15 protein-coding genes and 1 riboswitch are annotated in these 13822 nt (G+C 42.5%); of the genes, 6 read left to right on the forward strand and 9 right to left on the reverse strand.

Annotated features, from left to right (window positions below):
• Positions 1 to 17: 17 nt before the first annotated feature.
• Positions 18 to 1640 (reverse strand): FGGY-family carbohydrate kinase, encoded by a 1623-nt coding sequence (locus tag JK188_RS12300; RefSeq protein WP_211885296.1) that lies wholly within the window; start codon positions 1638 to 1640, stop codon positions 18 to 20.
• A gap of 36 nt (positions 1641 to 1676) precedes the next feature.
• Positions 1677 to 2405 (reverse strand): SDR family oxidoreductase, encoded by a 729-nt coding sequence (locus tag JK188_RS12305; RefSeq protein WP_036953676.1) that lies wholly within the window; start codon positions 2403 to 2405, stop codon positions 1677 to 1679.
• Positions 2406 to 2643: 238 nt separating this feature from the next.
• Here JK188_RS12305 and JK188_RS12310 point away from each other — a divergent pair, with 238 nt between their 5' ends.
• The gene (locus JK188_RS12310) at positions 2644 to 3693 is read left to right on the forward strand and encodes a LacI family DNA-binding transcriptional regulator (RefSeq protein WP_211885299.1); all 1050 of its coding nucleotides are present in this window, start codon (positions 2644 to 2646) and stop codon (positions 3691 to 3693) included.
• Positions 3694 to 3749: 56 nt separating this feature from the next.
• Here the strand turns inward: JK188_RS12310 and fetB are convergent, their stop codons facing one another.
• Both fetB and fetA read right to left on the reverse strand, forming a co-directional pair.
• Positions 3750 to 4535 (reverse strand): iron efflux ABC transporter permease subunit FetB, encoded by a 786-nt coding sequence (gene fetB / locus JK188_RS12315; RefSeq protein WP_211885300.1) that lies wholly within the window; start codon positions 4533 to 4535, stop codon positions 3750 to 3752.
• 9 nt (positions 4536 to 4544) lie between these two features.
• Positions 4545 to 5198 (reverse strand): iron efflux ABC transporter ATP-binding subunit FetA, encoded by a 654-nt coding sequence (gene fetA, locus JK188_RS12320; protein WP_211885301.1) that lies wholly within the window; start codon positions 5196 to 5198, stop codon positions 4545 to 4547.
• Positions 5199 to 5342: 144 nt separating this feature from the next.
• A riboswitch (Fluoride riboswitch) is annotated at positions 5343 to 5412 on the forward strand.
• Positions 5413 to 5520: 108 nt separating this feature from the next.
• On the opposite strand from fetA, the gene crcB reads away from it, so the two are divergent.
• From crcB to JK188_RS12335, 3 genes are all read left to right on the forward strand, one after another.
• Complete coding sequence (gene crcB / locus JK188_RS12325) at positions 5521 to 5901, forward strand: fluoride efflux transporter CrcB (RefSeq protein ID WP_006659423.1); 381 nt, start codon at positions 5521 to 5523, stop codon at positions 5899 to 5901.
• A 596-nt stretch (positions 5902 to 6497) separates the two neighbouring features.
• A complete protein-coding gene (locus JK188_RS12330) occupies positions 6498 to 7721 on the forward strand; it encodes a hypothetical protein (protein WP_036983683.1) in 1224 nt (407 codons plus the stop codon).
• Between the two features lie 80 nt (positions 7722 to 7801).
• A complete protein-coding gene (locus JK188_RS12335) occupies positions 7802 to 8986 on the forward strand; it encodes a M20 family metallopeptidase (RefSeq protein ID WP_211885302.1) in 1185 nt (394 codons plus the stop codon).
• 160 nt (positions 8987 to 9146) lie between these two features.
• Here the strand turns inward: JK188_RS12335 and JK188_RS12340 are convergent, their stop codons facing one another.
• Entirely contained in the window at positions 9147 to 9323 is a 177-nt protein-coding gene (locus JK188_RS12340) for a DUF2526 family protein (RefSeq protein ID WP_108479034.1), read from the reverse strand.
• 27 nt (positions 9324 to 9350) lie between these two features.
• Entirely contained in the window at positions 9351 to 9920 is a 570-nt protein-coding gene (locus tag JK188_RS12345) for a helix-turn-helix domain-containing protein (protein ID WP_036950519.1), read from the reverse strand.
• Positions 9921 to 9991: 71 nt separating this feature from the next.
• Between JK188_RS12345 and JK188_RS12350 the strand changes: the two genes are divergently transcribed.
• Complete coding sequence (locus JK188_RS12350) at positions 9992 to 10666, forward strand: AzlC family ABC transporter permease (RefSeq protein ID WP_211885303.1); 675 nt, start codon at positions 9992 to 9994, stop codon at positions 10664 to 10666.
• On the forward strand, positions 10663 to 10986 hold the full coding sequence (locus tag JK188_RS12355; RefSeq protein WP_080675622.1) for an AzlD domain-containing protein: 324 nt from the start codon (positions 10663 to 10665) through the stop codon (positions 10984 to 10986). Before JK188_RS12350 ends, JK188_RS12355 begins: the two co-directional genes overlap by 4 nt.
• A gap of 154 nt (positions 10987 to 11140) precedes the next feature.
• On the opposite strand, the gene JK188_RS12360 is transcribed toward JK188_RS12355, so the two are convergent.
• The 3 genes from JK188_RS12360 to JK188_RS12370 all read right to left on the reverse strand — a co-directional run bounded on the left by JK188_RS12360 (position 11141) and on the right by JK188_RS12370 (position 13726).
• Positions 11141 to 11449 (reverse strand): hypothetical protein, encoded by a 309-nt coding sequence (locus tag JK188_RS12360; RefSeq protein WP_154604091.1) that lies wholly within the window; start codon positions 11447 to 11449, stop codon positions 11141 to 11143.
• A gap of 212 nt (positions 11450 to 11661) precedes the next feature.
• Positions 11662 to 12051: a YkgJ family cysteine cluster protein gene (locus JK188_RS12365; protein WP_211885305.1), complete on the reverse strand. Its 390-nt coding sequence runs from the start codon at positions 12049 to 12051 to the stop codon at positions 11662 to 11664.
• 283 nt (positions 12052 to 12334) lie between these two features.
• Complete coding sequence (locus JK188_RS12370; protein WP_036950508.1) at positions 12335 to 13726, reverse strand: L-cystine transporter; 1392 nt, start codon at positions 13724 to 13726, stop codon at positions 12335 to 12337.
• Positions 13727 to 13822: the final 96 nt, after the last annotated feature.

The following is a 13822-nucleotide window of genomic DNA, read 5'->3' on the forward strand; positions in this document are numbered from 1 at the left end:
AGGTTTAAATTAGCAAATTAACCTTTCAATTCTCTAGCACATTGTTGTAAATGCTGGAAAGAAGTGAACCGAGTTTGATGATGTAATTTAAACTGCTCATTAGGTTGATAAGTTAAATCAATGTTTGCAAATTGAGCCATTGCTTGTGCAACATTCTCACAAACACCTCCCGCGACTGCACCCAAAATAGCAGAGCCCAGTAATACAGGTTCATCCGCTTGAGTTGAAATCACAGGAATACCACAGGTATCGGCTAGAAGTTGGCGGATAAGTGGGTGCTGACCAGCGCCACCGCTGATAGCGATGTTTTGGATAACCGCGCCTGATTGTGCCTGAGCATCAATGATTTGTCGTAATCCATAGCCGATACTGCAAACGCCAGCGGTATAGAATGCAAGTAAGTTATCAAAGCTGTTATCCATGCTTAAGCCCGCAATGATGGCTTTCGCATGGGGATCAGCGAAAGGAGCTCTATTGCCTAAAAACTCAGGAACAATATGAATACCTTTAGCTAATTCAACTGCTTGAGATGGAGTACCTGATTTTTCTAATACTTTATCTGCTAGCATAACGGGTAATGACTTGCCTTGTTCTTTTGCCATCACCTTGGCTTGTGCGGACATCGGATGTAACGAAAGTAGTTGGTCAATTGCCGCACCGGCAGCACTTTGTCCCCCTTCGTTGAGCCACATCCCTGGGACCATTGCAGAATAATAAGGACCCCAAACGCCAGGAATAAATACGGGTTCTTGGGTGGTGGTCATCGTGCAGGAAGACGTACCGAAAACATATGCCATATTTGCAGTAGCATCACCATTAACCCCAACTGTACCAATTCCACCAGCATGAGCATCAATCATCCCTGCGGCAACTGGCGTCCCAACCAACAGTCCCATTTGTTCAGCAGCTTGGGCGGTTAAGCCGCTTCCGTTTGGAGTACCTGGTTCGACAATTTCTTGACCAATGCGGGTAAAGTTTTCGTCCGCTAATTCAGCGAGACCAATTTGGCGAAAATAGTCAGCATCCCAGCGTTTTTCATGCGCCAAGTAAGTCCACTTACAGGTTACTGTACATGTAGAGCGCGCTAAAGAATCCGTTGATTTCCACGTTAGGAAGTCTGCTAAATCAAAGAATTGCCACGCATTATCATAAGTTTGGCGGCGATTTTCTTTTAACCAAAGAATTTTTGGGGTTTCCATTTCTGGGGAAATTTTACCCCCAACATAATTCAATACTGGATGTTTTAGGCTATTGATGCGCTCAGCTTGTTCAGTGGCGCGGTGATCCATCCAAACAATAATATTGCGTTCAGGATCCTCACTCGGGCTGACAGAAATAGGTTGCTGGTTTTTATCTAAAACAACCAGAGAACAGGTCGCATCAAAACCAATTCCTGCGACACGTTTCGCATCAATCTTGGCATTTGCCATTGCATGTTTCACACAATAACAAACGGCATTCCAGATTTCGTTGCTTGATTGCTCTACGAAATTGGCTCCATCACGGTAGAGCGTAATATCGTGTTTAGCTGACGCAAGCATGTTGCCATGCAGATCAAAAATACCTGCACGGGCACTGCCTGTACCGACATCAATACCAATGACGACGTCGTCATTTTTACTTTGCGTAGGGCTGTTCATATGTCCTCTCACAATCTTTATGGTTATCGGTAAAAACTAGAGGTCAACACTGTTTGGTAGGATCACAAGATCACGGATGGTGATATTTCTTGGACGAGTCAGCATAAAGAGAACCGCTTCAGCGACTTCGATAGGTTGCATTAAGCTGCCATTAGCTAATGCTTCTTCCATTTTTTCTTTTGGCCAGTCATCCAGTAATGCAGTGACAACAGGACCTGGTAATACTGCCCCAACGCGAACTCCGTGTTGGGACACTTGGCGGCGAGTTGAATGGACAAACGCTTGAACTGCAAATTTAGACGCGGTGTAGATAGGCTCCCAAATCACGGGCACCATACCTGCGATTGAGCTAGTAAACAGGACATCCCCTGATTTTTGCTCAATAAAGTGTGGGAGAACGGCGCGTACACTGCGAAATGCGGCATTGATGTTGAGGTTTAATACTTTATCCCAAACATCTGGGTCGCCTTCTGCGACAGGACCACCGATATAAGCACCTGCGTTAGCGTGGAAAATATCTAGGCGACCCGCTTTGGCTAAAATGGCATCTAACATGCCATCCACTTGTTCTGGTTTCATTAAATCAACAACCAGAGGAATTGCATTGTCGCCTAATTCGGCAACTAACTGATTTAATCGCTCTTCGGCACGGTCAATTAAAACAACTTTTGCGCCAGCTTTGAGTAGGGTACGTGCGCACTCAAGTCCAATACCAGAAGCCGCACCTGTGATGGCGGCAACTTTGTTTTCTAATGAGATAGCCATGATGTTCACTCCGGATAAGTTAGTTAATCAATAGGGAAGTCAAACTGAGTATTAGAAATTAATTTAATTTTAATAAGTTACGAGGGGATTTGGCGGAATGTATTCAGTGAGTGAGAATGCAGGCAAATCGCCATATCAACTCGATTCTAGGTTAATTTCGATGTCGCTCAATCGATGGAGCAGTATTGCGACTTTTACGCTTTGGTGTCAAGCTAGGAAAAAATGGAGGCATAAATTTGTGAGCAAGATCAGACAAAACAAGAAAACCACGATCTATGACCTTGCAGAATTGGCAGGGGTTTCAGCCAGTGCCGTTAGCGCTGTATTAAATGGAAATTGGCAAAAAAGGCGTATTAGTACTCAATTAGCTGAAAAAATTATGCGAATAGCGCAAGAGCAAAACTATTCGGTGAATAAGCAAGCGAGTCTATTACGCAGTAATAAATCCAAAATTATTGGGATGTTGGTTCCTAAATATGATAACCGTTATTTTGGGTCGGTTGTGGAGCATTTTGAGGAGATGGCGCGTGAACGTGGGCTCTTTCCTATTATTACCTGTACACGCCGTGATCCCCAATTAGAGTTAGAAGCCGCAAAGGCAATGCTTTCATATCAAGTGGATTGGTTGATTTCAACGGGGGCAACCGATCCTGATAAAATTACGCAAATCTGCCACGCATCAGGTGTGCCGACACTCAATTTGGACTTACCTGGTACATTGGCTCCTTCGGTGATTTCCGATAACTATCAAGGTGCAAAGCAGTTAACGCTCAATATTTTACAGAAAAGGCAGCAACGAGCCGCATCCTCAGAATCGCTGGTGTTTGTGGGGGGACGGGAAGAGGAGCATAACACTCGAGAGCGAATTCGAGGGTTTATCGATGCTCACAACTCTTTGAATATAGAGGTTCCTCAACACCATATTTTGACTTGTGGTTATGCGCCAGAAAAAGCCGAACGAGCACTCTCGACATATTCTTCTCAGCATTCATTTTTACAAAAAGGAACGTCTCCAGACATTGAACTATGTGGGTTGTTTGTCAATTCGACCATTTCATTGGAAGGGGTGATGAGGTGGTTGATGAAAGAGGGGCATACGGGAGCGCATCAGCCACCGATGGGATGTTTTGACTGGGATCCATTTGTTGCATTACTTGGGAATGATATTGAGATGGTTAAACAGGATGTTCCCGCAATGCTAGAGCAAATTTTCGCCTTGATAGAATCGGGAGAAAGCCAGCCTCAGCTGATTGAGGTGATGCCTGTCATGATAGGAAAAACAGAATAAAATAAAATCAGGCTTAAAGCAGAAATGTTAAGCCTGATTTGGTCTACTTAATATTTTTATTTAATGCTTTTATTTAAAGAATCTAAACGCAATTGATGGCGCTGATTATAAAATTTTACGTAGGTTAAATACCCCGCCAAAATCGTGGAGAGACTTGCCGTCGCTAATAGCATAAATGTCACCATAATTTGGTATTTAACAGCCTGCAAAGGATCGACCCCCGCAAAAATTAGCCCTGACATCATACCGGGCAAGCTCACTATCCCAACCGTCTTGGCAGAATCTACCGTAGGAATTAATGACGCTCGAATACTTTCACGAATAATCGAGGCTGACGCAATTTTAGGTGTGGCGCCCAAGCTGAGCATTTCTTGAATTTGCTGTTGTTGGCTATTAAAGCGCTGTCCTAAGTTATTGAAGCAGAGTCCGACGGCAATCATGGCATTCCCGGCAATCATCCCTGTAATTGGAATCACTTGCATTGGGGTAAACGCGATAGCTTCAGTGAGAATTAATACTAGCAAGGTTAAAAATGTGCCTGAAGTAATCGCAATTAACGCGGTTGGAAATAGTTTATCGAGGTATTTACTGCGTTTTTTCGCATTCCAGGCGGCGTTAAAGCAAATAAATAGCACCAATAAAACAGTGAGTGCCTTATGGTCAACGTGGAAAATATATTTGAGGATATAACCCGCAATTAATAGCTGAACAATGGCGCGGCACGTACTCCAAATAATATCTTTTTCAAGAGAGAGCTTCTCTTTATGGCTAATAAAAATAGCCACTAAGACTAACATGATAGAAAATGCGAGCGACTCATTGGAAATAGTAGGTTGATGCACGATTAATTCCTATTTTTCGCTATGGTGTACGGGAAGGGTAATAATATCGTCAGCATGGCCAATTTCATCTTGATCATGAGTTACCCAGAGGACGGCAATATTATTCTTGACCGCTAATTGATGAATAAGCTCATTCACTTTGATTTTATTTTGTTCATCTAAGGCACTAGTAATCTCATCCAGTAATAAAATTTGCGGCAAGAATTGTAAATTACGGATCAATGAGACTCGCTGTTTTTCGCCGCCTGAAAGCTCATTAATGCCTTTTTCTAGGATGGTATCAGGTAGTGAAAAATAGCTTAAATCATCGAGGATTTTTTGTTTATCAAATGGTTTATTCCGTATTTGATAAGGAAAAAAGAGATTGTCATACACGGTATTGCCAAAGAGAGTTGGCGTTTGAGTACAATAGGAGACTTGTTGACGGTATTTCTCTGGTGCAATTGCGTTGATGTTTTCGCCAGCAAACAGAATTTCACCGCAACTTGGTGGGATGAGTGAAGAGACAATTTTTAATAATGTACTTTTGCCACAACCAGAAGGACCCGTGATCAATTTAAATTCACCGGGGTATAGGTCAATCTGCACATTATCTAAAATTATCTTCTGATCAACCTGAAAACCGATATTCTTAAGTTGTAATAAGGGCTGTTTTGTTTCCATATTTGACCTAATCCATCTAATTCTATTATCGATATTACGGATATTATGCGCCAATTTAGGGTAAATAGACACCGCGTTATCAGGAATAGGTTTGGCAAATTAGATTTGCATGAAGAAAATAGTTGCCTTATTATTTTCATCAACGTCTCGTTAGGAGATGGCATTCCTCCTAGTTTAACCGTCCTTGATGTGGACTGATGATGCCTACGTAAACCTTTTCATTTGAATGGGCGCGTAGGTTATGTGCCCGAATTTAGGGCATAAATGTCTGCAGGAGATTTTCCTTGCATTTATTCCCATCTAACTTGTAAGGAAAGTGGTAATGTATGCATCCCTCATTTCTATTGCTTTAGGTTCCGTTTTAGGTGGCTGGTTAAGATGGTTGATTGGCTTAAAACTGAATAATCTGCACCCTCACATTCCATTTGGTACTGTTTTCGTCAATTTAGTTGGCGGCTTTATCATTGGTTTTGCTGTCTCTTACTTTGCGAGCGCCAATATTAACCCTGCTTACAAACTGTTTATTGTTACAGGCTTTTGTGGGGCGTTTACGACGTTTTCAACATTTTCGTTGGAGGTGTTGGTGATGCTGCAAGAAGGGAAATTGGTGGTGGCATTTAGCACGATCGCGATTCATGTTCTCGGGGCTTTATTATTTACGCTGCTCGGTATGTTGTGCCATAACATGCTTTCTCAAGGATAATAGATTTTAATTAAGTATTTATTTTCCACCGATTATTTTCGTACGATTAATAGCCTATCCCTAAGTGTGAATAGGCTATTTTTGTTTCTATTTTGAGCAAAAAAAGAGAATCACGAAATAAAGCAGAATATGTTACCAATTGTGATAATGATGAATTTTTATCGTGATATAACTGCATCAAAATTGTGAATGCATAAAAATATATTTCAGGGCAATAGATTATAAATTTATCGTTTTCCCTAAGCTGAAAAAGTACGAATTATCATCGAATATAAAGCATAAAAAATATCCTATTAAAAACGGAGCTGAATACGAAACTATCGCTCTGTATTTTTATTCTTTCCCCTCATATATGACTATTTAATCTACAGTTTTTTACTAGTGTATTTTTAGCCTTACACTGTAACTTAATCTATACATCTATTTATTCAATGTTATGATGAAATTGTTGTTTAAATGTAATGGCTTGGATGGATATGTGCTATTTGGCTTTATTCTGCTCTTTATTTTGAATGAATAAATCCGACATATCAAAATTAATAGATTAAATAACTAAAACAGAAATAAATAAAAATAATAAATACGGGGAAAAGCTTATGTCACAAATGTTAGCTCTGTTATTAATTGTCGGGATACTGTACATCGGGGATGCCATTGCAGTACGAACAAAAGCATGGATCCCATCAGTGTTTGTTTGTGCGGTATTATTCCTTTTAGGTTATTGGACATTCTTTCCTAAAGATATTGTGAGCATTGCGGGAATACCAAAAGTTGTCGCCGTGATGTTGATGTATTTACTCATTACCAATATGGGTACATTGCTGTCATTGAAAGAACTATTACACCAATGGAAGACTATCTTAATTTCGTTATCTGGTATTTTGGGGATTATTGTCTTTATTTATGGAGTAGGTCTGGCGTTATTTGATTTAAATACAGTATTAGTGGCAATCCCGCCATTAGTCGGTGGCATTGTCTCTTCATTAATTATGTCAAAAGGTGCTGCGGAAGCTGGGCTGGTGGATCTCTCAGTATTTGCCATCTTAATTTATGTGATGCAAGGTTTTGCCGGTTATCCACTCACGGCCATCATGTTGAAACGTGAAGGTCGCCGAGTGCTTGAGCAGTATCGCAATGGTACTTGGAAAGAGTCATTGGCCGTTGACGGTTCGGATGATGTCGAAGTCAAAACACTGGCATCTGAAAGTGCAATGCCTCGCATGTTCAAGCGAATTCCGAGCCACTATAACACCAGCTATTTCCAATTTTTACGCTTAGTGGTGGTGGGATATCTCGCCTATCTAGTCTCTACCGTTGCTGCACCTTATGTGAGCATAAGTCCGTTTGTTTTGTGCTTATTATTTGGTGTTATTGCCTCGTCAATGGGCTTTTTAGAAAGGCAGCCTCTGCAGAAAGCGAACGGTTTTGGCTTTGCTATCATGGCATTAATGCTATTTATCTTTGATACGTTAAATCATGCAACGCCGGATATGTTGTTGAGATTGGTCTATCCAATGGTGGTGTTGATCGTGGCAGCGGTCATCGGCATGTTTATCGCGTCTTGGATTGTCGGAAAAATTCTAGGGGTATCAAAAGAGATGGCTTTCGCAGTCTCATTGACGGCGTTGTATGGGTTCCCCGCGGATTATATCATTACCAATGAAGCCATTAACGCACTGACCAAAGATGAAAAAGAGCGTCAGATTTTAACTAGCCATATGTTAGGACCAATGTTAGTTGGTGGTTTTATCTCTGTCACAATGGTTTCCGTGGTATTAGCGGGGATTATGGTCGCCTACATTGTGCCTGTTGCGGCATAACGATAAATAGAATATTAGAATTTAACACGCTGAAAAATAATAGTTTAAGAAAGCGAAAAGAATAGAAAAAGGACAGAAAAATGGTCAATAACAGCATCACAGCATCCATTAAAAAACACACAGAAGCGATGATTGCTTTTCGTCGTGACCTTCACTCACATCCAGAATTACCTTTTGAGGAAGTGAGAACCACGAAGCGTATTGCTGAAGAATTGGCAAAAATTGGTATCGAGTATCGCCTCACAGAACCTACCGGAATTATTGCGGACATTAAAGGCGGAAAACCTGGAAAAACGGTCGCCTTACGTGCGGATATCGATGCATTACCTGTTCAGGAATTGAATGATTCCCTTGAGTATAAATCGACAAATCAAGGGAAGATGCACGCATGTGGGCATGATGCGCATACCGCGATGTTATTAACCGCAGCCAAAGCGTTATATGAAGTGCGTGATGAGTTAAAAGGAAATATTCGTCTGATTTTTCAACCGGCTGAAGAAATAGCGCAGGGTGCGAAAGCGATGGTGAAACAAGGCGCTGTGGACAATGTGGACAACGTGTTTGGTATGCACATCTGGTCTACGACGCCATCAGGAAAAATATCGTGTAATGTCGGCGGGACATTCGCTTCTGCGGACTTGTTGGTCGTGAAATTTAAAGGGCGAGGTGGGCATGGTTCGATGCCGGAAGCGACCGTTGATGCCGCAATCGTTGCCTCGTCATTTGTGATGAATTTGCAAGCGGTGGTTTCCCGTGAAACTTCCTCGCTAGACTCAGCCGTTGTGACTATTGGCAAAATGGAAGTAGGTACCCGATTCAACGTGATTGCAGAAAATGCGGTATTGGATGGAACGGTACGTTGCTTTGACATTGAAACCCGTACTCGCATTGAAGCGGCTATCCGCCGTTACGCCGAACATACTGCCGCGATGTACGGCGCCACTGCTGAAGTGGATTATATCTACGGTACGCTGCCAGTGATTAATGAAGAGCGCAGTGCATTACTGGCGCAGTCGGTGATCAGCGAAGCATTTGGTGAAAATACATTAATGGCAGAAAGACCAACCCCTGGTGGGGAAGATTTCAGCTTTTATATGGAAAACATTCCGGGCTGCTTTGCATTATTAGGTTCAGGTAACCCAGAAAAAGATACCCAATGGGCGCATCACCATGGCTGTTTTAACATTGATGAAGATGTGATGGCGTCAGGTGCAGAACTGTATGCGCAATATGCATGGTCTTATTTACAGCAAGATAAGTTCTAATAAAATAATGGGACTTAGTGCAGAAAATAGGCTGTTAGGGTTTCACATCATGATAATAGATTATTAAATCAAGCCTGAGTAATAAATAGATTGCTCAGGCTTTTCTTTTGTATTTTAAATCGAGATATTAACCGCCAAATCCCATTTAATTAAACGTTAATTACGAATTATGGTGAACAAAAATAGCGTCTCTAAGGCGTTGTTGCAGCTCAAAGCGTTGTTCTTGGGTTAGCTTATCATCATGAGAAAGCTGCATTAGCATTTCATTCATATTATGAACGGAGTTTTCATCTAGCAATAAGGCGACTTTGTTTGTTATTTCTTGATAGTAATTCACAGCAAATCCTCCAGCGTATTGGGCTAATTAATTCTGTTTATCAATCACCATGACTGCCATGGTGTTTGGTTCAAGTGCGCGCATAATGTGGGGTTCATCACCTCGGTAGTGAATATAGTCACCGACATTGAGCTCAACAGGGTTATCGAGTGGCCCAACTAATGCTCTGCCTGACATCAAAATAATATGCTCAGTGACATCATGCATATGGGGTTCTGAAACGCGATCTCGGCCGGGCTGTGCAACAACCGTATAAATATCCCGTTGAGAATTAGGGGGTGCAGAAGAGAGTAAATAGGCCAAATAGTTTGCGTGCTCTGCGCTCACTGGGGTACCTTCACCATGGCGGATCACAGTCACTGCTGCGCGTTTTTCTTCAATTAAACGTGAAAATGGAATATCCAGCGCAACACATAATGCCCATAGGGTTTCAATGCTGGGATTGCCGCTACCGGATTCCAATTGGGATAGCGTGGATTTAGCGATCCCCGCTTTACGCGCAAGTTCAGAGAGAGAAAGCCCGCTTTTTTGCCTTTCACAAGCCAATGATTTTGAGATTAATTCGATAGGGGGCGTGAATAAGGTCAACTTTAACATCCTATTTGATTGCACTTAGCCTAAAGTAACGACATAATGAACGAGTGTTTTTTATATCGAACGGTCGTTCTATGCAGACATCTACATTTCAGTTTTCTATTCTCCATAATAGCACAGTGAAAAATATTGCACTGGTGTGTATTGCAGACTTAATTGTGGGGATTTCCTACGGTGCATTAGCTCATTCACAAGGTTTTGATTGGTGGGTACCGTTGATGCTGTCCATTTTTGTGCTAGCGGGTGCATCCGAGTTTCTGTTTATTGGCGTGGTATTTTCAGGGGGAAGCCCTCTGTCAGCTGCCTTGGCTGGGCTATTAGTCAACTCGCGCCATATTCCATTTAGTTTTGCCGTCAGCGAGTTAACGGGAAAAGGAGCAAAATCACTGCTGGGATATCACATCATGAATGATGAAAGTGTGGTTTTTGGCTTGGCACAAGAGAGTGAGCGAGAAAAAACCGCCGCATTTTGGTTGTGCGGATTAGGGATTTTAATCTGCTGGCCTGTCGGTGTGGTCATTGGAGAAATTCTGGGAAGCTTTATTCAAGATACCCATGCGCTAGGGATGGATGCCATGTTTCCCGCCATTATCTTAGCGTTAAGTTTACCCGCGTTAAAAGATAAGCGCTTAAGACTCGCTGCGATAGTCGGGGCTGTGATTGCTGTGGTAGCAACACCGGTACTACCGGCGGGGATCCCCGTTTTACTGGCCTTGTTGAGTTTAGTTATCTATATAAGGAAATCATGATGATGGAACATCCTTGGTTAATCGTCAGTGGAATTTTCATTTTAGCAGTTGGGACGTACTTAATGCGGGCATCCGGCGCATTGCTAAAAGGGCGGGTCAATTTAACAGAACAAAATAAAGCCCTATTTTCAGCTGCCGCCATTGTGATTTTATTTTCAGTCGCGATGACTTCAACGCTCTTTTCAGGTAATGAATTATCGGATTTACCGAAAATAATTGGGGTGGTGGTGGCAGGTATTCTGACTTGGTACCGCAAGCCATTTATTGTGATTGTTTTGTCGGCGGCGATAGTCACAGCGGTATTACGCGGGTTATTTTAGTTAAAAAAAAGCCCCTATGGCATTAGGGGCTAAAATTAGGGATATACCTAAACGTTATTGTGTCTATTAAGATACTGATTTTTAACTAACAATGCCAAAAGGTTGATGTTATCAGTGTAACAGGCACAGCCTATGGTTTAGGTTGACTCATTCATTATTTAGCTGCGGGCGCCGTAGCAGGAACCGGCATTGGCATCGGTTGTGCTGGCTTGAATTCAGGCACTTCCACGACAGACATCTTCACCATGTAGCGTTTGCCATCTTCAATTTTAGGCGTATCGTTTGCCAGTTTTTTCAGGGTTTCATTCGGCTTGGTGGTTTGTTCTGTCACGCTATACACCATATTATGATGATTTCCGCCATGATGGCGTGGTGACTTGTTCATATCTACATTAGCGGCTGCCGCAGCAAAGCCAACAGACAGTAAAACAGCAGCAAGCAAACCTTGGTTTAATTTGTTCATCTTTTATCTCCTCATTAACGTGATGAGAGGATAATTCATCAATTAGATTTCCCTCGCAATGGCTTTTACCTGCTTTGACTGAAGCTCCATATTTCCTGCACGTTTTATCCTTTCTTTACACATTTTATTGAAAATAATGAGATTATTTTACGAAGCAAGGGGTGTGAAAGGGTCGAGAAGATAACCCAGAAAAATCTCTGGGTCATTGACGGTTAGCACGCGATTTGCGGTTGCTGAGGCTCGAGAGGAGGTAAACCATAGGCTGCGCGAGCACGGTCGCAGGCTTCATTGTGGATGCCGTTATGCCACGATTGTTCGAATTCTCGGCATGGCGTAGGGCGCTGTTCATAAATGGAGCAAGAGACACACTCCCCGACGGTACCACCAAGGGCAGTGCAGCGGGTATTTGGCTTTTGATTTGTGCCTTGCATGCAGCTCATAAAAGGGGTGATTTGCTCGGTTAAATGTTGCGGCACCGAACCACCGCCAGCCTCAGCTTCTGCCCAGTAAAATGAGACGCGAAAGTAAGCACAACAAGCGCCACAGCTGACACAGGGATTATCTGAAGGATCAGTTTTTAGTATATGAATAATATTGATCATATAAAAAATCTAACAATGAAGTTGAGAGTTCCCGTAGGAAACGGGAGACGCAACACAGGCAGGAGGCCTAAGAAAATGTTGCTCAACCGCTATTATGTTACGCAACTTTACGTATTGGCAATATTTTTTAGAGTAAAAACCCAGCATTTCCCATCAAGTCAAAATAAAGTAAAAATTTCAATCTGTTGCAGTTTGATGACGTATCGAGAATGGAAAATAGCAGACACAAAAAAACCTGCCGTTTGACGGGCAGGTTTCAATGAGTGTTAGGAGATTAGGGTGATTAAACGTGTTTTAAATCACCGTCGTCATCTTGATTGAAGATTGACTTGTCTGTTTCGCCCATTAACTGGCTAGTGACGGTACCTGCTGTCATGGAGCCACTGACGTTCAGAGCAGTACGACCCATATCAATCAGAGGTTCGACGGAAATTAACAGCGCAACTAACGTAACTGGTAATCCCATCGCAGGCAGCACAATCAGTGCGGCGAAGGTTGCACCGCCACCCACACCGGCAACACCGGCAGAGCTGATAGTTACGATACCGACTAAGGTTGCAATCCAAAGTGGGTCAAATGGGTTGATCCCCATAGTTGGAGCCACCATCACGGCTAACATCGCAGGGTAGATACCCGCACAACCGTTTTGACCGATAGTTGCACCGAAAGAAGCCGAGAAGCTTGCGATAGATTCTGGCACACCAAAACGGCGAGTTTGCGTTTCAATATTCAGAGGAATACTGGCTGCGCTCGAACGGCTGGTGAATGCAAATGTCAGTACTGGGCCCGCTTTCTTAAAGAACTTAATTGGGTTTAAGCCCGTTGTTGCCACTAAAATACCGTGAACCACAAACATAATGGCTAGCGCGACATAGGACGCGACGACGAAAGTCCCTAAGTTAATGATATCGGCTAAGTTAGAGCTTGCGACCACTTTGATCATCAGTGCCATTACACCGTAAGGGGTTAAACGCATGACTAAGCGAACGAGTTTCATTGCCCATGCTTGCATCACATCGATAGCGGCTAATGCTTTTTCACCACGCTCTTTATCATCTTTAAACAGTTGCAGCGCAGCTACCCCTAAGAAGGCAGCAAAAATAACCACACTGATGATAGATGTTGGACTTGCGCCTGTTAAATCAGCAAACGGGTTTTTCGGGATAAAGGACAGGATCAACTGAGGAACCGTTAAATCCGAAACTTTACCAATATAATTTGTTTCAATGGCCGCTAGACGTGCCGTTTCAGATTGACCTTGAACCAGACCTTCAGCGGTTAAGCCGAACAGGTTTGCAATCAAGATACCCACTAAAGCCGCAATGGCTGTGGTAAACAGCAGTGTGCCAATGGTTAAAAAGCTAATTTTCCCTAAAGAAGATGCCTTATGAAGTCGAGCGACCGCACTCAGAATAGAGGCGAACACCAGAGGCATAATCACCATTTGTAACAGTTGAACGTAACCATTACCGACGATATTAAACCAAAGAATGGAGTCTTTTACCGTTTGGTGACCGGAACCATACACAAGGTGAAGTCCGACACCATAAGCAACACCGAATACGAGACCCAGTAAAACTTTTTTGGACAGGCTCCAACCATTCGATCCGAGTTTTGCTAACAGTATTAATAGTGCTACGAAAACCAGCACATTGATAATCAGAGGAATATTCATTCCGCACTCCAAATTGTAATTATTTTACATAATGATTCTTGTTGTTAATCCTTAATAGGTATAAGGATTTCATTTCTTCTAACAACTGGTTATATG

It is taken from the genome of Providencia sp. JGM181, from assembly GCF_018257375.1.
Classification (GTDB): domain Bacteria; phylum Pseudomonadota; class Gammaproteobacteria; order Enterobacterales; family Enterobacteriaceae; genus Providencia; species Providencia lanzhouensis.

Bases quoted from the DNA above. Each gene is read 5' to 3' on its own strand.
- JK188_RS12370 (WP_036950508.1), bottom strand. From the start codon at position 13,726: ATGAATATTCCTCTGATTATCAATGTGCTGGTTTTCGTAGCACTATTA.
- JK188_RS12365 (WP_211885305.1), bottom strand. From the start codon at position 12,051: ATGATCAATATTATTCATATACTAAAAACTGATCCTTCAGATAATCCC.
- fetA (WP_211885301.1), bottom strand. From the start codon at position 5,198: ATGGAAACAAAACAGCCCTTATTACAACTTAAGAATATCGGTTTTCAG.
- JK188_RS12355 (WP_080675622.1), top strand. From the start codon at position 10,663: ATGATGATGGAACATCCTTGGTTAATCGTCAGTGGAATTTTCATTTTA.
- JK188_RS12335 (WP_211885302.1), top strand. From the start codon at position 7,802: ATGGTCAATAACAGCATCACAGCATCCATTAAAAAACACACAGAAGCG.
- JK188_RS12345 (WP_036950519.1), bottom strand. From the start codon at position 9,920: ATGTTAAAGTTGACCTTATTCACGCCCCCTATCGAATTAATCTCAAAA.
- JK188_RS12360 (WP_154604091.1), bottom strand. From the start codon at position 11,449: ATGAACAAATTAAACCAAGGTTTGCTTGCTGCTGTTTTACTGTCTGTT.
- JK188_RS12350 (WP_211885303.1), top strand. From the start codon at position 9,992: ATGCAGACATCTACATTTCAGTTTTCTATTCTCCATAATAGCACAGTG.
- crcB (WP_006659423.1), top strand. From the start codon at position 5,521: ATGTATGCATCCCTCATTTCTATTGCTTTAGGTTCCGTTTTAGGTGGC.
- JK188_RS12300 (WP_211885296.1), bottom strand. From the start codon at position 1,640: ATGAACAGCCCTACGCAAAGTAAAAATGACGACGTCGTCATTGGTATT.
- JK188_RS12305 (WP_036953676.1), bottom strand. From the start codon at position 2,405: ATGGCTATCTCATTAGAAAACAAAGTTGCCGCCATCACAGGTGCGGCT.
- JK188_RS12330 (WP_036983683.1), top strand. From the start codon at position 6,498: ATGTCACAAATGTTAGCTCTGTTATTAATTGTCGGGATACTGTACATC.